This is a genomic window from uncultured Mucilaginibacter sp., assembly GCF_937859865.1.
Lineage (GTDB): Bacteria > Bacteroidota > Bacteroidia > Sphingobacteriales > Sphingobacteriaceae > Mucilaginibacter_A.
In genome coordinates this window covers 17,384-35,748 of the sequence record NZ_CALMAT010000066.1, presented here as the reverse complement: position 1 = coordinate 35,748, position 18,365 = coordinate 17,384, and the positions used below count along the sequence as shown (strand labels likewise).

Sequence of the window (18,365 nt, the reverse complement as noted above, 5' to 3'; positions counted from 1 at the left end):
CAAAACGGCGGTAACCTTGCGTCAGCATCAAAACATCCAGATCGGCCTGTGTTTTTTCGTTTACCTGGTTAAAATAATAGCCTGGCTGTTCTACATAACCTTTTATATCAGATGTAAGCAGTAAATTGGAGATGATCGTATTTTCTTTATTTTCATCTACCGGAACTTTTGTTTCATCCGTTACCGAAACCGAAAAACTGCCTACAACCGGTGCTTTTGCTTTGTTTATCGCGGTAAAGTTTAAATCTACTTTTTGCCGGGGCGAAGTTGTTTCGGGCGAAGCAACGGCAATATTTAACAGGTCAGAGTTTTGGATGAAAACGATGCGCTCGTTCAAAGGCTCGCCTTCCTGCGTAAACAGCGTAAACTGGGCAATCCCCGAAGGAAAACGGCTTTTTGGGATGCGTGCCGAAAACGACTGGCTTTCCAGCTTGCTTTTGGCTGTGTAATAAGCCTCGCCGGCCGATTGGCCAACCACCATAATATCCGTGTTCTGCTTCTGCTTAAAAGTTTCGTTGCTGACAGAAATACGCAGGTTGATAAATTCAGGATCAGCATTGTTGATGCTGAGGTTAAAGCCCTGTTCGGAAGCTTTCGGCAGGTCAAAGCTCTTTTCAGAACCATCCGGAAAAGTAATGCGGGCGGTATAAGTTTTGCCGCTTTCGGGGGTCATGGCGAAAATGCCCATTCCCAAATGCTGTGTGTTGATTTTGGTGGTTTCAACTTTATCACTGTTAAAAATGCTGCCTTTAACGGCCACGCCCAAACCATCGGCACCAACCGCTTTAAAGGCAACTTTGCTGCGGATGCCGTTGACCAGATCGCCACTTTCTGGAAAAAACTGCACATCTACATCGCTCGATGTTGCTTTAACCGGTACTGTTTTTACCACTATTTTTTTATCCTCCATCGTAATGCCGGTGGTAATCAAACCCGATTTATACAGTTGCGGCTGCGTATTGCTGAAACTGATGCTGAGGTTTCCGTCGGCATCGGTTGCGCCTTTTCCTTTCAAAACCGTCCGAAAATCCAGTTGTGCATTGTAAGTTACCGGCCGGTTGGCGTAAGGATGGTTGTCCAGATCGGCATAATGGATAATGGCATTGATGCGCTGCACACCATTTTCGTTCGAGAACTTATAATTTACACTGGTAAAAACAGTATTGCTGATGGCGTTGCCAATGCTGATGGTTTTGTCAAAAAAGTAATCTTCGCCAAAGTTGCGCATGTACTGCGTGTAAGCGCGGATGCGGTAATTCCCTTCGTGCAAGGTATCGGCCAAAGTAAAATTGCCTATACTTAAACCAGCCGTCAATGGCAAACGCAAAGATTGTTTGATAGAATCTTTTTCGTTGATCAAATCAACATACAAAATTTTGCTCAAGGCCGAAGGCTGGTGCTTGCTGCCAACGGTTGTGTAAGCTTTAAAATAAATGATATCGCCAATGGCATAATACGGTTTATCCAACTGCAGGTAAACTTTTTCGGTTGGATAATTATCGGTCAGTTTTTGCAGTTGGGTGAGGATCTTTTTTAAAGGGTCATCCTCTTGCTTTGCAATAAAACCAACAAAACCTGCCGATAAAAACAGCAGGGAAACAAGGATTAAGCGCTTAAATTTCATAGGGTTAGAAAACAGAAAACAAGTAATAAACATAACTGGTTTTGCTGCCAAATAGTTTATCGTAAAAGTTAAATCACAAACTTAAAAGCTGTTTTTCCACATCATGCTTTCAACCGGGCGCGTGGTGGGTTTGCTGTATTTGGCGTTGGCTTTGGTGTTGTATAACGTTTTGATCTCGCCTTCCACCACAAAATAAATCAATTGTCCGATAGGCATTCCTGCATAAATACGCACCGGCTGCGTTACCGAGATTTCTAACGTCCAGGTATTGCAAAAACCCACATCGCCTTTGCCGGCCGTGGCGTGGATGTCAATCCCCAAACGGCCCGTACTGCTTTTACCCTCCAAAAACGGGACATGGCGGTGCGTTTCGGTATATTCAACCGTTACGCCGAGATATAAAGTGTTAGGTTGAAGCAAAAAGCCTTCTTTCGGGATCTCAAAATGATCAATCTCGTTATGCTGTTTGGCATCCAAAACCCGGTTGCGGTAAGTGGCCAGGTATTTTCCCAGGTGAACATCGTAAGAATTGGTGCCGAGGCAAGCGGGGTCAAAAGGTTCGATGATGATCGTCCCTTTTTCAATTTCCTGTAAAATCAATTTGTCTGAAAGAATCATAGTGTGCGAAGATGCAGAACCTAAATTAGAATTATTTAAAATATATTGCCATCCTTTTTGCAACTTTACTTCATGGGGATTGCTTATCGTAAAAAGGTGGATGACGACACCGAACTTGCCCTTTGGAAGATCGAAGAAAACGCCGAAGAACTGTACCAGCAATTGCAACTGGACGAAGAAGAGCAATCGTACCTGCAAAAGTTAAGCAACAGCAAACGGTATTTGCACTGGCTGGGCACACGGGTTTTGCTGCGCAAGATGCTGAACACGGAAGAATACATTGACTGCCGCGCCGACGAGCATGGCAAACCGTATCTAACCTCCATTCCTTATCACATTTCTTTCAGCCATAGTTTTGATTATGCGGCAGTGATGATCAGCAAAAACAAACCGGTTGGCATTGATATTGAGCGGGTTGACCAAAAAGTAGAGCGCATTGTAAAGAAGTTTTTGCGCCCAGACGAACTGGCTTTTATCCAACCCAAACACCGGATTATGCAATTGTACATTTGCTGGTGCGCCAAAGAAGCCATTTACAAATGTTATGGGCGAAAAGAAGTTTCCTTTTTAAACCATATTTACCTGGATGCTTTTGATTACCATAAAGCCGGGGTTTTTCATGCCACGATCAAAAACGAAATGGTAAATTTAAATTTTGAAGTAGCCTATTTTCAGTTTAACGAGTACATGATTGGCTATGCGAAAGAGGCGTGAGGCCGTCAGCAATCAGCTATCAGAGGTCAGCTACCTTTCAACCCTTCATCTTTTATCAGTTTGTGCTTCTTACCATGAACCATTAACCATAACCTATCAACTTTCAAACTATGAGCAAAAACAAGGAAGTTATTTTTGAAGATTGGGGCTTGGTTGATTACAAAGAAGCTTGGGACAGGCAGGAAACCCTTTTCGCTTCAACCGTAAAGCTCAAAACCGAAAGCCGCAAGCGCGGGGAAGACGATACTTCTTTTACCGGCATAAAAACAGTAACGCCCAATTACTTAATTTTTTGTGAGCATCCGCATGTTTATACACTTGGCAAAAGTGGTAAAAAGGACCATCTTTTATTGTCCGAAAAACAACTGGAAGAAAAGCAGGCGCACTTTTACCCGATCAACCGTGGCGGCGATATTACTTACCACGGGCCGGGCCAGTTGGTGGTTTACCCGATTTTGGATTTGGATAATTTCTTCACCGATATTCATTTATATCTGCGCACGTTGGAAGAAGCCGTGATTTTAACTTTAGCCGAATACGGTATTAAAGGCGAACGTTATCCCGGATATACTGGCGTTTGGCTGGATGCCGCTGATCCGCAAAAGGCGCGCAAAATCTGTGCGATGGGTGTGCGCTGCAGCCGTTGGGTTACCATGCATGGTTTGGCTTTCAACATTAACCCTGATCTTGATTATTTTAAAAATATTGTTCCCTGCGGGATCGAAGACAAAGCGGTAACCTCGATGCAAGGCGAGTTAGGCGTGGCAGTAAGTATTGTTGACGTAAAGAAAATCCTGAAACAGCATATTTCCGTATTATTTGGTATGGAGATCGTATGAAATTAGCAGCAGGTATATTTATCGCAATTGTAGTTATTACAAGTTGCAAAAAACAGCAAATTGCTTCAGCAACAATGCCTGAAACTACGGTTGCTGCGCCAATTGTTAATGCCCCGGCCGATTCCATCTTAACTTACCTTGCTTTGGGCGATTCTTATACCATTGGGCAATCGGTGCCGTACACACAATCTTTTCCTTTTCAATTAACGGCACAGTTAAACAACAATAATTACCGCACGGCAAACCCCAAGATTATTGCGCAAACCGGTTGGACAACGGCTGACCTGAAACGCGCCATTGCTGATTCTGCCATCACCAGAAAATACAGCTTTGTTACTTTGCTGATCGGTGTAAACAATCAATACCAAAACGGCGATACCACAACTTACCGTACTGACTTTGACGAACTGGTAAACACGTCCATTAAGTATGCAAAGGGAAATTTAAAACATGTGTTTGTGTTGTCCATTCCGGATTGGTCTGTTACGCCTTATGCTGGCTCCAGCGGACGTAACTTGGCAACCATCAAAACACAGATTGACCAATTCAACAGTATCAACGAAAGGGAAAGCAAACGTTTGGGCGTTAATTACCTCAACATCACCAATATTTCCCGTTTGGCCGCAAGCGATCAAACTTTACTGGCCAACGATGGCCTGCATCCTTCCGGCCTGATGTATTTGATGTGGGTAAAGTTATTATTGCCACAGGTGGTTTTAGGGTTGAAGCAATAAGTAGATTTTGTGTTTTTAAACAGGAAGCCAATGCTTCTTTTACCACCTAAAAATCAGCATTCCGGCATCGAAATCGGGATTTGAACGGCCAAACCGCCATCGGCAGTTTCTTTGTATTTCGAGTTCATGTCCTGCGCAGTTTCCCACATCGTTTTTATTACGGCATCTAAACTGACGCGTGCATTGTCCGGATTGCTTTGCAAAGCCAATTGCGAAGCCGTGATCGCTTTGATCGCGCCCATCGTGTTGCGTTCGATGCATGGAACTTGTACCAAACCGCCAATTGGGTCGCAAGTCATGCCCAAGTGATGTTCCATCGCAATTTCTGCAGCCATCAAAACCTGGCGTTGGCTTCCGCCCAAACATTCGGTTAAAGCTGCTGCTGCCATCGCCGAAGAAACGCCAATTTCTGCCTGGCAGCCGCCCATTGCAGCCGAAATGGTAGAACCTTTTTTAAAGATGCTGCCAATTTCGGAAGCCGTTAACAAGAAACGGATGGTTTGGCCAATGCTGTTTTTATCACAAAAAATTAATAAATATTGCAAAACAGATGGGATAACGCCTGCCGCACCATTGGTTGGCGCCGTAACTACGCGTCCGAAAGCAGCATTTTCTTCATTCACCGCCAAAGCAAAACAGCTTACCCAATCCAAAGTGTATGGAAAGCTGTTGCTTTTTTGTTTGATGGCACTGGTCCAGCTTTCGTAGTCGTGGTAAACATCATCGCCCAACAAACGCTTGTTTGTTCGGGCAGCACGGCGGGCAACATTCAAACCGCCAGGCAAATAGCCGGAAGTGTGGCAGCCGCGGTACAAACAGCCTTTCATCACTTCAAAAATTTGCAGTACGCCCGCTTTGGTTGCTTCTTCGCTGCGCCAGGCCAGCTCGTTTTCCATCACGATATCGGAGATTTTTAAGCCGGTCTTTAAACACCAGTGCAGCAAATCATTGGCAGTTTCGATAGGAAAAGGCAAATCAACTTCAGGTTTTGCAGCAGAAGATGTGCCGTTATCGTTCACCACAAAACCACCGCCGATAGAATAATAAGTTTCGCTAACAGCTTTTCCATTTTCCAAAAAAGCCTGAAAAGTAACGGCGTTTGGGTGAAAAGGCAAACTGCTACCCATCAAAAAAAGCAGGTCGTCTTCGTACGAAAAACGGATGCTTCTTTTACCACCTAAATTTAAGTGTCGGCTTTGCTGAATGTTTTCAATCTTTGGTTCGATTTGATCCACATCAAACGTAACCGGATCGTCTCCGCTTAAACCCAACAATACGGCAATATCGGTTCCATGGCCTTTTCCGGTTTTCGCCAAAGAACCGTAAAGCAGGATCTTGATTTGTGTAACCTGTTGTAATTGTGCCAAATTTTCTAATAATTGCACAAATTGCTGTGCCGCACGCCACGGCCCCAAGGTATGCGAACTGGACGGCCCAATACCAATTTTAAACATATCAAAAACAGAGATCTGCTCTTTTTGCATCATCAAAATTACTATTTTTAAAAGCGATGTAAAGCAGGCATTGTTGCTGTTGAAATAACCATGACCGAAAGCTGGACGAACCGTTTTTTGCTGCCTTGCCCGTTTAAACATTTAACGGGAATTGATTGTCCGGGTTGCGGTTTTCAGCGCTCTTTGATGGCTTTGTTAAAGGGAAACTGGGCGGAAAGCCGGCTTTATTATCCGAAAGCGGTTCCGGTACTTCTTTTAGCGGTGTTTTTTAAAAAAATACTGAATTAAAAAAATAACCGAACAACCGGCCGGAGATGTGGAAGAAATCTACATCAAAACGATTGCAGAACAGTTTTTGTACGAGAAGAAATTAATTGTAAAAGAATTAAACCGGTATGGTATTCATTCTATTTTGTGCGATCCTAAAGATTTAACGGCAAGCACCATCAACAAATATTTAGAGATCAAGGCCAAACAGCAGCTATAAAAATTTTAAAAAGGCAATTAAAATTATTTATAAAGCGTAACGGCAATCAAACTTACAGCAAAGAAAATAATATCGTCGGAACTTCTGATGCAACCCAATCAATTATGATTGTTTTGTAGTGGTTCTTTTTTACAAGTAATTGTTTCATGTCTATTACAATACAAACTTAGTGCCTGTAATTTCTTATTCTGTCATATTTATATAAGTTTAAACATTTAATCGCTTGATTAACGCTGAAATTAAAATTTCTTAACAATTAGCTAAAGCAATGCTTCTTTTACCTTGCAAAAATTGGTATTAAACAAAAAAGCCTGTCTACTAAATTAGACAGGCTTTTAAATGTATTAAAAAGTGTACAGTGATGAAACGGCTGATTACATCATGCCGCCCATACCGCCGCCACCCATTGGAGGCATACCGCCGCCACCTTTTTCGTCTTCAGGGTCGTCAGCCAAAACGCACTCCGTTGTCAGCAACATAGCTGCAATAGAAGCTGCGTTTTCCAAAGCCACACGGCCTACTTTAGTTGGGTCAATAACACCGGCACCAATTAAGTTTTCATATTTATCGGTACGGGCATTGTAACCAAAATCAGCAGTTCCTTCTTTTACTTTTTGTACCACGATAGAACCTTCGATACCTGCGTTTTCGCAAATCTGGCGCAATGGTTCTTCAATCGCACGGCGGATAATTTGGATACCTGTGTTTTCGTCTTCATTTTCGCCTTTCAAATCTTTTAAAGAATCTACCGCGCGGATGAAAGCAACACCACCACCGGCAACGATACCTTCTTCAACCGCAGCGCGGGTAGCATGTAAAGCATCATCAACACGGTCTTTTTTCTCTTTCATTTCTACTTCGGTAGCAGCACCAACGTACAATACAGCAACACCACCAGATAATTTGGCCAAGCGTTCTTGCAGTTTTTCGCGGTCGTAATCAGAAGTAGTTGATTCGATTTGAGATTTGATTTGGTTAACGCGGTTTTTGATTTCTTCGGATTGGCCTGCACCGTTAATTACAGTTGTGTTGTCTTTATCAACCACAATTTTCTCGGCAGTGCCCAAATAAGAAAGGTCGGCATTTTCTAATTTGTAACCTCTTTCTTCGGAAATTACCGTTCCGCCGGTTAGGATAGCGATATCTTCTAACATAGCTTTACGGCGATCACCAAAACCCGGCGCTTTAACAGCAACAACTTTCAGCGAGCCACGGATTTTATTCACAACCAAAGTTGCTAATGCTTCTCCGTCTAAATCTTCAGCAATAATTAATAATGGTTTGCCTGTTTGAACTTGTTTTTCCAATACCGGCAACAATTCTTTCATGCTGCTGATCTTTTTGTCATAGATCAAAATGTAAGGGTTTTCTAATTCCGCTTCCATTTTATCGGCATTGGTAACGAAATATGGGGAAAGATAACCACGGTCAAACTGCATACCTTCTACAGTTCTCACTTCAGTTTCAGTTCCTTTTGCTTCTTCAACCGTAATTACACCATCTTTACCAACTTTTTCCATCGCGGTGGCAATTAAAGCACCAATCACTTCATCATTATTGGCAGAGATAGAAGCAACTTGTTTGATTTTGTTATTGTCTTCGCCAACGGTTTGAGATTGTTTTTTCAAATCTTCAACAACAGCCGCAACAGCTTTGTCAATACCGCGTTTCAAATCCATTGGGTTTGCACCGGCGGCCACGTTTTTAATGCCAGCTGTAACGATAGCCTGCGCCAAAACAGTAGCCGTAGTTGTTCCGTCGCCTGCAATATCAGCAGTTTTAGAGGCCACTTCTTTTACCATTTGTGCGCCCATATTTTCTAAAGAATCTTTCAGTTCGATTTCTTTAGCAACCGTTACACCATCTTTGGTGATGATTGGGGAACCAAATTTTTTGTCGATAATAACGTTACGTCCTTTGGGGCCTAAAGTTACTTTAACTGCATTAGCTAAAATATCAACACCGCGTTTTAAAGCATCGCGTGCTTCTACATTGTATTTAACTTGTTTTGCCATTGTATTTTTGAATTTTTACTTATTGAAATAAATCGTTTTAATAGAAATCTTTTCGGTTTACAATACAGCGTAAACGTCTGATTCGCGCATAATTAAGTACTCTTTACCTTCGTAAGTAATTTCAGTACCGGCATATTTGCCATATAAAACCTGGTCGCCAACTTTAACAACTAAAGGCTCATCTTTTTTGCCTTCGCCCACTGCAACGATGGTTCCGCGTTGTGGTTTTTCTTTTGCAGTGTCAGGAATGAAAATACCGGATGCAGTCTTTTCTTCAGCAGCGGCAGCTTCTACCACTACTCTGTCTCCAATTGGTTTGATGTTTAATGACATAGTTATTTTTGAATTTTTAGTTTTAGATAAAAATATTTTAATGACGGTTTAACAGCAACTGTGCCAAAGGCGTTTTTATGCACATATTGGCTTAACAGCGGTTTCAACTTGTCAAAATTGCGTTTCTAAAAATAGAGGAAGCCCTTTAAAAAATAAATGAACGTGCCATCCTGGCAGAAAGGGCAGGAAACAAAAAAGGCTTCCGGTTGTCCAAAAGCTTTTTTGCTGATACTGTTTTTATACCTATTTTTTTGCTGGAGCCTGCGGGCTGGTTACCGGAGGCAAATTGAGCGGACCGCTAACCGGTGCTGTTGGTTTAGAGGCTTTTTCAATTTGTTCCTGGTTTTGAATTTTGGTAGCCCTTGCCGGGCCGCTTTTGGCAACCACATTAATGGCCAGCGAAAACAACATCAGCACAATGGCCAAAACCCAGGTGCCTTTTTCTAAAAAGTCGCCGGTTTTTTGTACGCCCATCATTTGCGTTGAACTCGAAAAGTTAGAATTTAAACCGCCGCCTTTAGGGTTTTGGATCAATACGATCAAGCCAAGCAGGATGCACACAATAATAATCAGGATAACATGTACTAAATACATTTGGGGGATTGTTAATTTATTTTATTCTCGATCAGTTCAATTTGGGCGGTAAAGTAACGGTTTTTTTCCGGAAACTTCAACAACAGCTTTTTATACGTATCCAAGGCTTTGTGGTAAAGCATTTGGTCAAAATAAATTTTGGCCAGCGTTTCGGTTACCAAAATATCTCCGTCTTCAGAGCTTTTTTTAGCCTTGTTTTCCGTGTCGAGTTTATCGCTGCTGGGCGGATGGATGTGTGGTTCCTGGATGATAAAACGCTCGATCAACTGGTCTTCCTTGCGTTTTACCGGCGGCTCGATCACGGGCGGCAAACTGTTTTCCGCCATTTCGTGCGGCGGTTTGGTATGAAAAATACTTTCAATGTATTGCTGGTGTAGTTCCGGGCCAACGCTCAAACTGGTGTTTGCCTTTTCGTTTTGCTGGTTTTTTACGTAAGGCTGGTAAGTTCCGGCGTATTCTTTCCGGGTTTTGTCCAGCCACCACATAAACGTGTAGGGCATTTTGTCATCGTGGTATTTTGATACCGTTTCTTGTTCCGTTTGTTCCGATGGCTCCGGTTTCGCCAAAACAATTTCCCGCTTATCTTCAACTTTTTCTGATGCCGCTTTTTCCTGAACAGAAGGCGTTTGGTTTTGCCCGAACTTGTTGTTAAAAGTAAAGTAATCAATAGAAGCGATGCTGCTCAGCATATCTTTTTCCGCCTTGTCCTGAATGGTGAAAGCCGGTTTTTCTTCTGTTTTAATTTCAGGCTGAAGTTGGGTTTCAGGCTGAGGTTCAAATTCAGGTTTTTGCGGCAATACTGTTTTTACCGCCTTAAAATCCATGTCCTCAATCGCCATGATCTCCTCAAAAACCTCCTCGTCAATTTCGTTGGAAGCAGTATTGGGCGTTGAAGAAGGGCCGGTTTCCTGGAGAATATCTTCCTGTATCGAAAATGGTTCCGGCGTTCCTTCAACCAAAACCGGTTCGGTTCCTAATTCCGCAGGCTGTTCAACTTGTGCATCTGTATTGATAAAATTTAAGCTGACATCTTCTACGCGAAGGTCGTTTTCGGCAGCCATCGCTTCTTCCGGTTTTAGTTCGATGCCAGGCTCAACGGTTGTTAATTGCTCTTCGGATACCAAATTTTTGCCGGTAAAAGAAGCATCAGTTTTTGGTTCGGTTTCGGCATCAACCAATTCTGAATGATCTTCGGACACCAATTTTTCATCGGTAAAAGAAGCATCCGTTTTTATCGGAGGAACAATCTCTTCCGAAACCAAAACTTCATTGTCATCTGATAACGAAATTACCGTTGCAAAAGAAGCATTGGGTTTATAAGCTTCTGCTTTTTGCGGGATTTGTACCGGCGGAAACAGCTTTTCTGGTTTTGCTGCAACCAATAATTTGGGTTGATGGATCAGCTTAAACAAAACTTCGCGGTTGGCAACGTTTGCCGCGGCAGCTTGCAACATTTTTGCCGCTGTTTCCGAGTCGCTGCTTTGTGCCGCTTTGGCCAGCAGCAAGTGGAAAATACTGCAAGTCGGATAAAGCTGCACCAACGCTTCCAAAACTTCCAAATGATTGAAGTTTGCAGCAACCGGATTGGCAATTAAGCTTTTTAAAATTTCGGGCGTTGGCGCGTTTTGTATCTGATCCACGGTTGAAAAACGATTTAGCTTACCAATTTGCAAAAGCCCGGTTAAAAATATCTTCCGTCAACTGTTGGACAATTGCTGCTATCAGGGCTTGTTCCTGCGTCCCGATATCGCCCTGGTAATCTTTATAACGCGGAAACGATTGCTCAAAACTCTGTTTCGGGTCTAAACTGTTGGTGTATTTTACAGTAACCGTAATCGTCAAGCGGTTGGTGTTCACAATCGGTGCAGTGTTGGTGGTGTTGGCCGGCAAAACGGTTGGCGCAATGGAATAGTTGGTGATGCGGCCTTCCAGCGTTGCGTCTGCCTCGCCGCGTACGGTACTTAAACGGGTTTGCGTACGGATGCGGTCTTGCAATGCCTGGGTAAAAGTTTGGCTTAAATTATTGATGACCAAAGGCGCAACGTTTTCAAAATACATTACGTTTACGGTTTTTAATGCGCCAACCGAACCTCCGCTTAACGAATAAACGCCGCAAGATTGAAACAGGAACAGCAAAGGCACAATCAGCAGCAGCACGTATTTTTTCATGGTAAAAGAAGCATTGCCTTTTTAGGCTTTTGATGGTTTTTATAAATTGAGTTCTTTGATTTTCCGGTACAAAGTCCGTTCAGAAATGCCCAGTTCCTGCGCCGCAAATTTGCGTTTGCCTTTGTGTTTTTTCAGTGCTTTTTTGATCAGGTCTGATTCTTTTTCCATCAGCGAAAGTGATTCTTCCACTTCTTCGGCCTCATGTGTAATATTCAGTTCTTTATTGTTGTTGTTCTGAACGATAGGTTGCTGAATGGTTAAAGTGGGTTCCTGCTGATGGTTTTGGTGAAGCTGGTTTGGGTTTTGATTATGGTCGTTTTCCAGTTCCACATCGCGGTACAACTGGTTTAAAACCTGCGGATTTCCTGCATAATTATCAGAAACGCCGCCATGTTCAATGATGTCAACGACGAGTTTCTTCAAATCCGTCATGTCGCGCTTCATGTCAAAAAGCACTTTGTACAAAATATCACGTTCAGAAAAATCGTCTTTTTTTTGCTGGTTGATGCGCATTGGCAAATTGCTGCCGCTGTTTTCCTGCGGGATATATTGCAACAAGCTTTGCGCAGAAATGGTATGATCGCGCTCTAAAACCGCTAATTGTTCTGCAATATTTTTTAACTGGCGCACATTTCCCGGCCAGCTGTAATTGACCAGCATTTGCTGCGCTTCTTCGTTCATTTGGATGGGCGGCGAACGATATTTGGCTGTAAAATCAGCCGTAAATTTTCGGAACAACAAATAAATATCTTCTTTCCGATCGCGCAGCGGTGGAATCCGAAGCGGCACTGTATTCAACCGATAATACAAATCTTCCCTGAATTTTCCTGATTTTACCGCTTCATAAACATCCACATTGGTTGCCGCGATAACACGCACATTGGTTTTTTCGACTTTGGAAGAGCCAACTTTAATGTATTGCCCCGATTCTAAAACCCGAAGCAAACGTGCTTGCGTTCCCAAAGGCATTTCGGCAATTTCATCCAAAAAAATGGTACCGCCGTTTACGGTTTCAAAATAACCTTTCCGCTCGCCGATGGCACCGGTATAAGCGCCTTTTTCGTGGCCAAATAGTTCAGAATCAATGGTTCCTTCGGGAATGGCACCGCAGTTTACCGCGATAAAAGGGCCATGTTTCCGCGGGCTCATTTGGTGGATGATGTGCGAAAAAACTTCTTTTCCGCTGCCGCTTTCGCCGGTAATCAACACTGAAATATCGGTTGGCGCAACCTGGTTTGCAATATCAATGGCGCGGTTAAGCAAAGGAGAATTGCCGATGATGCCAAACCGCTGTTTTATTTCCTGTATCTCCATACTGTTTTTACCCTACAATTTTACCGATCAAGGTGGCCGTTGTACATTTTTCGATCAAAACGTTTACATAATCGCCTGGTTTAAAACGGTCATCTGCCGGAAAAACCACGGTTGCATTTTTATCGCTTCGTCCGCTGTAATCCAATGCTGATTTTTTAGAACGCTTCTCGATCAAAACCTGTTGTACCTCGCCAATTTGTTCTAACAAACGAAGGTGGGAATGTGCTTGCTGTTTATCAACTATTTCTCGCAGTCGGCGGCCTTTTATGTCTTCCGGAATATCATCTGCATATCTTTTTGCTGCCAAAGTTCCCGGCCGTTCCGAATACATAAACATGTAGGCAAAATCGTACTGCACGTAATCCATCATGCTCAACGTTTCCTGGTGTTCTTCTTCCGTTTCCGAACAAAAACCGGTAATCACATCGGTAGAAATGGCACAACCAGGAAGGATTTTTCTGATCGCATCAATCCGATTCATGTACCATGTGCGGTCATAAGTCCGGTTCATTAGTTCCAAAATCCGGCTGTTGCCCGATTGAACCGGTAAGTGGATGTATTTGCAAATGTTATCGTACTTTTTCATCGTGTACAACACTTCATCCGTAATATCTTTTGGGTGCGAAGTAGAAAAACGAACGCGCAGTTTTGGGTTGATCAAAGCGACAAATTCCAGCAAACCGGCAAAATTTAGGGTGATGCCTTCCTCGCTCGTCCATTTGTAAGAATCTACATTTTGGCCAAGCAGCGTAACTTCTTTATAACCGGCGTTGAACAAATCGCCGCATTCTTTTACGATAGAAAAAGCATCACGGCTACGTTCGCGGCCGCGCGTAAACGGAACCACGCAAAAAGAGCACATGTTGTCGCAGCCGCGCATAATCGAAACAAAAGCGTTGATGCCGTTGCTGTTTAAACGAACGGGACTGATATCGGCATAAGTTTCTTCGCGGGAAAGCAATACGTTTACGGCCTTTTGTCCACTGTCCACCTGTTCAATTAAATTCGGCAGGTCGCGGTAAGCATCTGGGCCAACCACAACGTCAACCAGTTTTTCTTCTTCCAAAAATTTGGCTTTTAAACGCTCGGCCATGCAGCCCAAAACGCCAACCACCATTCCCGGGTTCCGTTGTTTGGAAACCTTGAATTCTTTCAGCCGGTTACGCACGCGTTGTTCTGCATTTTCGCGGATAGAACAAGTATTGATAAAAATTACGTCCGCTTCTTTAAAATCAGCAGTGGTTTCAAAACCCTGGTCGGCCAAAATAGAAGCCACAATTTCGCTGTCAGAAAAATTCATGGCGCAGCCGTAACTTTCAATGTACAACTTGCGTCCGTTATTTTTCAGCACCGGTTTATCCAGCACCAACGCTTCGCCCTGCCGGCTTTCATTGTGTTTACTGGTTGGAAGATCCAAATTCATTATTTAAAAAATTGAGAAGGCAAAAGTAAGAAAATCTTGTTTAATTAAATGACAGTTTGGCAGCATTTGCAGAACAAGCCATTGTAATTTTTCCGGCTGGTTTAAATGCCGCAATCCCCAAAGGAACGCTGCTTTTTAAAAACTATTTCTATATCTTGTACAGATTTGTGCTATTTAAGCGTATAAGCAAGCAGTAGAAAGATAACTCCGGATGACGTTTAAAAATTTGATTGGTAACAAGTGGTTTAAAAGAATTGGCTGGCCCTTGCTGGCTTTGCTGTTTTTGATACTGCTGATCGGTTTGATTTTAAACATTTATTTCTCTCCGGTCCTTTCAACCCGGTTAAAAAGCACGGTTTTTAAGCTGAGCAACGGTTTGTACCAAATTGATTTTGCCAACAGCAGTTTGCATGTGCTTCCCGGTTTTATCGTGATTGACCACCTCACGCTAAAACCTGACCTTGCTGTTTATGACCGCCTAAAAAAAGCAGGCACGGCGCCAAATAATTTATACAATTTATCGGTTGATAAGATTGTGTTGAAACACGTCCATCCGTATGATTTGTATTTTAAAAATCAATTGGTTATCAATGCCATCGAACTAAAAAACCCTTCGCTTAAAATTATTTACCGACAAGTGCGCAACCACGATTTGCCCGACAGCGGCAAAAAAACGTTCTACCAACGCATTTCCGGTTCTTTAAAAAGCGTTCATATCGGGCAGTTGTTGTTTACGAATATTGATTTGCTGTACCAGGAAGATCTGAACAACCAAACCAAAATTACCCGTTTAAAAGATGTTGACGTTACCGGAACGGATTTGCTGATAGATTCTTCCAGTCAAACTGACAAAACAAGGTTTAATTTTTTTAAAGATATTACGGCCGTGTTCCACAATTATCATGGGGTTACGGCAAATGGTTTGTACCAGTACCGCGCCAATTCGCTTACATTTTCGAGCGAAAAAGCCAGCGTTAAAATTGCCGATGCTGTTTTTATGCCTATAAAATCAGCAACAGCAAATGAAGTTTTGGCACGCCGAAGTGTTAATTTGATAACGGATTCGGTAGTCATTAACCGTTTTGATTACCACAACTTTATCAGTTACCGCAAATTTATTGCTGCGGATATCAACGTTTACGGAAACAAAGCCGAAGTTTTTTTCAACGGAACTTTGCCCAGAAAGCCAACGGATTTTTCGAAAAGCGGTTTGTATGCACTGCTTAAAAACGTGCATCGAACAATGAATATTAAAACTGTGCGCATTTATGATTTGGATGTGGTTTACACGGAAATCAATGCCAAAACCAAATTGCGCGGTGCCATTACGTTTGGAAAGTTAAGCGGTAAGATCAGCAATATTGTTGCTGGCGAAGACACCATCGGGCAAACGAATAGAAAGTTAACGGCAGATTTTTCCACATATTTGATGGGTTACGGCAAGCTGGATCTGCGGCTGCAATTTGATCCGGCAGATACTTCCAATACGTTGTTTTACAAAGGAAACTTAAAATCAATGAATTTGGTGAACCTGAACCCGGCCACCAAACCATTGGGCTTGATCCAATTTACAAACGGCATTGTAACTGCGTTAAATTTTGACATGCAGACCAACGCCAAAAAAGCGACGGGCAAGGTTACGTTTTTGTACCATGATTTGAATGTGATGCTGTTGCGGAAGGACGAAAAAAGCAGCCTTAAAAAAATGCCTTTCGTTTCAATTTTGGCCAATGCTTTTGTGCTGATCCGGGACAATCCGCGGTTTAACGATTCTGTCCGCGTGGCCAATGTGGTTTATCAACGGCCCGAAAATAGTTCTTATTTGGGTTTGCTCTGGCGTTCGGTTTATGCTGGCATCAAAGAATCCATTGGTTTATCGGCAGAGATCGAACAAAACCTGCGGCAAAAAGCGGCCGACTACAAGCAGAACAAGCAGGAACGGGTTGCGCAAAAAGCCGAACGCCAGGAGAAAAGAAAAATGCGCCGGTTAAAGCGCATCAAAAAAAGGGCGATAAAAGAAGCACGGGGATGAAATAGTTAGGTTCTTGTCATCCTAAACTTGTTCAGGATACCTCGTGATTGGTACTTCTTTTATCGGCATAAAATCAATGTCCTGATAGATTGTGAAACGAGTTCAGAATGACTGACTATTCGCAAGCCGTTATTGCAATGCTTCTTTTATACGATATAATTCCAGTTGTTTAAATCTTCGGTTCGGCCGTATTTAATGTCGTCCAAAACACGGCGCAGTTTAGGTGCAAATTCGCCTTTTGCCGGATTGGGCAATGCGAAAATTTCTCCGTTAAAACCAATTTCAACAATAGAAGTAATGGTTGCGGCCGTGCCAACACCAAAAGCTTCGGTCAATTTTCCGTTTTTTATGCCTTCCAAAACTTCGGTTACGGCAACGCGGCGTTCTTCCACCGGCACGTTCCAACTGCGGGCCAATGCTAAAATCGAATCGCGGGTTACGCCTTTTAAAATGGTATCGCGGGTTGATGGCGTTACCATTTTTCCGTCTATCACAAAAACAATGTTTGCCGCGCCCAGCTCTTCCACATACACATGTTCGCGCGAATCCGTCCAGATCAACTGGTCAAAACCTTCTTCCGCTGCTTTTTTTGCCGGCAACATCGAGCCTGCATAATTGCCTGCGGCTTTGGCAAACCCAAACCCGCCATCGCAGGCACGGGAGAATTCGGTCTCCACCTTAACCTTTAAATTTTTAGAGAAAAACGGGCCAACCGGACAAGTTAGCACACAAAACCGATAGGTGGAAGAAGGGTGAACGCCCAAAGCAGCTTCGGTAGCAAACATAAACGGACGGATGTACAGCGAATGGTTTGCTTTGTTTGGGATAAACTGCTGGTCAACTTCTACCAGTGCGGCAATGCTTTGTATAAACAAATCTTCGGGCAGTTGCGGCATGCACAAACGCTCGGCAGATTTGTTAAAACGCTCAGCATTTTTATTAGGGCGGAAAATAGAAACGCGGCCATCAGCTAATTTGTAGGCTTTTAACCCTTCAAAAAAAGTTTGCCCATAATGCAAAACAGACATGGCCGGGCTCATCATCATTTCGCCATAAGGCAAAATCTGGAAGTTTTGCCATTGGCCATCGGCATAATCGGCCACCAACATGTGGTCGCTAAAGGATTTTCCGAAAACTAAATTTTCAAAATTGATTGTGGATAAACGGGAAGTTGCTGCTTTGCTGATTTGTATGTCGAGCGTATCTGAAACCATGATGCTTAAAATTGAATTGTTACCGCCTGCAATTTACAATTTTTTGTTTGTTTTTTGAGGAGCGGGGAACGGAGTTGAAGGAACGTGTTTCAATGCTTCTTTTAGCACTAAAAATTTCGCCTAAAAATCTTATCTATGTATTATAAATGCACAGCTTATGGAATTTAGAAAGATATTAATTGGGATTGATGACAGCCGGCAATCCGAAAAAGCAGCCGCTTACGGGTTTGCTTTGGCCAAATCGCTTGGCGCAGCAGTTGGTTTGGTAGAAGTGGTAGAACCGATCATGATTGCGCCGGTAAATTCGGGACTGGTAGGCGGGGAAATGGACATGTTAAACACGACATTACCGCCAATGGAAATAATAGACGCACAGGAATCATCGGCCAAAACTGTAATGCAGCGTTTTGTGGCGATGTACGGTGAAGAGCATAACATCACACAGTTTTTGGAAAACGGTGATGCGGCAACCGTCTTAATTGATACCGCCATCAAATTTAATGCAGATTTGATTGTGGTTGGCTCGCACGGCCGCAGCGGTTTTAACCGTTTGCTTTCCGGCAGCGTTGCCGAAGATGTTTCGCGCCATTCGGAAATCCCGGTGCTGGTTGTTCCTTTAAAGGAGAAATAATTTTAGGCGATAAAAGAAGTAGTTGGGATGTTTGAAAATACGTTGTCATTTCGACCGAAGGAAGAAATCTTCTTCTTACTGAAGTTATTTTCTAATGCTTCTTTTATCGGGTAAAAATTGGTAAGCAATACTTGAAGAAGATTTCTCCCTTCGGTCAAAATGGCAAAAAC

At 42.9% G+C, this 18,365-nt stretch carries 18 protein-coding genes and 1 pseudogene; 7 read left to right on the top strand and 12 right to left on the bottom strand.

Annotated elements, in window-relative coordinates; genetic code table 11:
• Together Q0192_RS06900 and dcd are read right to left on the bottom strand one after the other, a co-directional pair.
• A pseudogene (locus Q0192_RS06900) lies at positions 1-1,624 on the bottom strand (TonB-dependent receptor); the annotation flags it as partial.
• 81 nt (positions 1,625-1,705) lie between these two features.
• Positions 1,706-2,242 carry a dCTP deaminase gene (gene dcd / locus Q0192_RS06895; RefSeq protein WP_299288065.1) on the bottom strand — a complete coding sequence of 179 codons (537 nt, stop codon included), beginning with the start codon at positions 2,240-2,242 and terminating at the stop codon, positions 1,706-1,708.
• A 57-nt stretch (positions 2,243-2,299) separates the two neighbouring features.
• Between dcd and Q0192_RS06890 the strand changes: the two genes are divergently transcribed.
• The 3 genes from Q0192_RS06890 (at position 2,300) to Q0192_RS06880 (ending at position 4,529) form a co-directional block, all read left to right on the top strand.
• The gene (locus tag Q0192_RS06890) at positions 2,300-2,956 is read left to right on the top strand and encodes a 4'-phosphopantetheinyl transferase superfamily protein (protein WP_366518143.1); all 657 of its coding nucleotides are present in this window, start codon (positions 2,300-2,302) and stop codon (positions 2,954-2,956) included.
• Positions 2,957-3,066: 110 nt separating this feature from the next.
• Positions 3,067-3,795, top strand: coding sequence for a lipoyl(octanoyl) transferase LipB (lipB, locus tag Q0192_RS06885; RefSeq protein WP_299288062.1), 729 nt, complete (start codon positions 3,067-3,069; stop codon positions 3,793-3,795).
• Positions 3,796-3,869: 74 nt separating this feature from the next.
• Positions 3,870-4,529, top strand: coding sequence for an SGNH/GDSL hydrolase family protein (locus Q0192_RS06880; protein WP_299288059.1), 660 nt, complete (start codon positions 3,870-3,872; stop codon positions 4,527-4,529).
• Between the two features lie 53 nt (positions 4,530-4,582).
• Here the strand turns inward: Q0192_RS06880 and Q0192_RS06875 are convergent, their stop codons facing one another.
• On the bottom strand, positions 4,583-6,013 hold the full coding sequence (locus Q0192_RS06875; protein WP_299288077.1) for an L-serine ammonia-lyase: 1,431 nt from the start codon (positions 6,011-6,013) through the stop codon (positions 4,583-4,585).
• Positions 6,014-6,073: 60 nt separating this feature from the next.
• Here Q0192_RS06875 and Q0192_RS18735 point away from each other — a divergent pair, with 60 nt between their 5' ends.
• Together Q0192_RS18735 and Q0192_RS06865 are read left to right on the top strand one after the other, a co-directional pair.
• A complete protein-coding gene (locus tag Q0192_RS18735) occupies positions 6,074-6,271 on the top strand; it encodes a DUF2752 domain-containing protein (RefSeq protein WP_366518142.1) in 198 nt (65 codons plus the stop codon).
• Positions 6,272-6,299: 28 nt separating this feature from the next.
• Positions 6,300-6,470, top strand: a complete 171-nt coding sequence (locus Q0192_RS06865; RefSeq protein WP_299288056.1) for a hypothetical protein — start codon at positions 6,300-6,302, stop codon at positions 6,468-6,470.
• 374 nt (positions 6,471-6,844) lie between these two features.
• On the opposite strand, the gene groL is transcribed toward Q0192_RS06865, so the two are convergent.
• From groL to miaB, 7 genes are all read right to left on the bottom strand, one after another.
• A complete protein-coding gene (gene groL / locus Q0192_RS06860; RefSeq protein ID WP_299288054.1) occupies positions 6,845-8,485 on the bottom strand; it encodes a chaperonin GroEL in 1,641 nt (546 codons plus the stop codon).
• A 57-nt stretch (positions 8,486-8,542) separates the two neighbouring features.
• Positions 8,543-8,818 carry a co-chaperone GroES gene (locus Q0192_RS06855; RefSeq protein WP_299288051.1) on the bottom strand — a complete coding sequence of 92 codons (276 nt, stop codon included), beginning with the start codon at positions 8,816-8,818 and terminating at the stop codon, positions 8,543-8,545.
• 243 nt (positions 8,819-9,061) lie between these two features.
• The gene (gene secG, locus Q0192_RS06850; protein ID WP_299288048.1) at positions 9,062-9,412 is read right to left on the bottom strand and encodes a preprotein translocase subunit SecG; all 351 of its coding nucleotides are present in this window, start codon (positions 9,410-9,412) and stop codon (positions 9,062-9,064) included.
• Positions 9,413-9,423: 11 nt separating this feature from the next.
• Positions 9,424-11,052 carry a hypothetical protein gene (locus Q0192_RS06845; RefSeq protein WP_299288045.1) on the bottom strand — a complete coding sequence of 543 codons (1,629 nt, stop codon included), beginning with the start codon at positions 11,050-11,052 and terminating at the stop codon, positions 9,424-9,426.
• A gap of 19 nt (positions 11,053-11,071) precedes the next feature.
• Positions 11,072-11,581 (bottom strand): LptE family protein, encoded by a 510-nt coding sequence (locus Q0192_RS06840; RefSeq protein ID WP_299288042.1) that lies wholly within the window; start codon positions 11,579-11,581, stop codon positions 11,072-11,074.
• A 39-nt stretch (positions 11,582-11,620) separates the two neighbouring features.
• Positions 11,621-12,895: a sigma 54-interacting transcriptional regulator gene (locus tag Q0192_RS06835; protein WP_299288039.1), complete on the bottom strand. Its 1,275-nt coding sequence runs from the start codon at positions 12,893-12,895 to the stop codon at positions 11,621-11,623.
• A 7-nt stretch (positions 12,896-12,902) separates the two neighbouring features.
• Complete coding sequence (miaB, locus tag Q0192_RS06830) at positions 12,903-14,321, bottom strand: tRNA (N6-isopentenyl adenosine(37)-C2)-methylthiotransferase MiaB (protein WP_299288071.1); 1,419 nt, start codon at positions 14,319-14,321, stop codon at positions 12,903-12,905.
• A 208-nt stretch (positions 14,322-14,529) separates the two neighbouring features.
• Between miaB and Q0192_RS06825 the strand changes: the two genes are divergently transcribed.
• Positions 14,530-16,350: a hypothetical protein gene (locus Q0192_RS06825; protein WP_299288037.1), complete on the top strand. Its 1,821-nt coding sequence runs from the start codon at positions 14,530-14,532 to the stop codon at positions 16,348-16,350.
• Positions 16,351-16,496: 146 nt separating this feature from the next.
• On the opposite strand, the gene Q0192_RS06820 is transcribed toward Q0192_RS06825, so the two are convergent.
• Entirely contained in the window at positions 16,497-17,564 is a 1,068-nt protein-coding gene (locus Q0192_RS06820) for a branched-chain amino acid aminotransferase (RefSeq protein WP_299288034.1), read from the bottom strand.
• 157 nt (positions 17,565-17,721) lie between these two features.
• Here Q0192_RS06820 and Q0192_RS06815 point away from each other — a divergent pair, with 157 nt between their 5' ends.
• Positions 17,722-18,195, top strand: a complete 474-nt coding sequence (locus Q0192_RS06815; RefSeq protein WP_299288031.1) for a universal stress protein — start codon at positions 17,722-17,724, stop codon at positions 18,193-18,195.
• Positions 18,196-18,197: 2 nt separating this feature from the next.
• Here the strand turns inward: Q0192_RS06815 and Q0192_RS06810 are convergent, their stop codons facing one another.
• Positions 18,198-18,353, bottom strand: a complete 156-nt coding sequence (locus Q0192_RS06810) for a hypothetical protein (protein WP_299288029.1) — start codon at positions 18,351-18,353, stop codon at positions 18,198-18,200.
• Between the last annotated feature and the right edge of the window lie 12 nt (positions 18,354-18,365).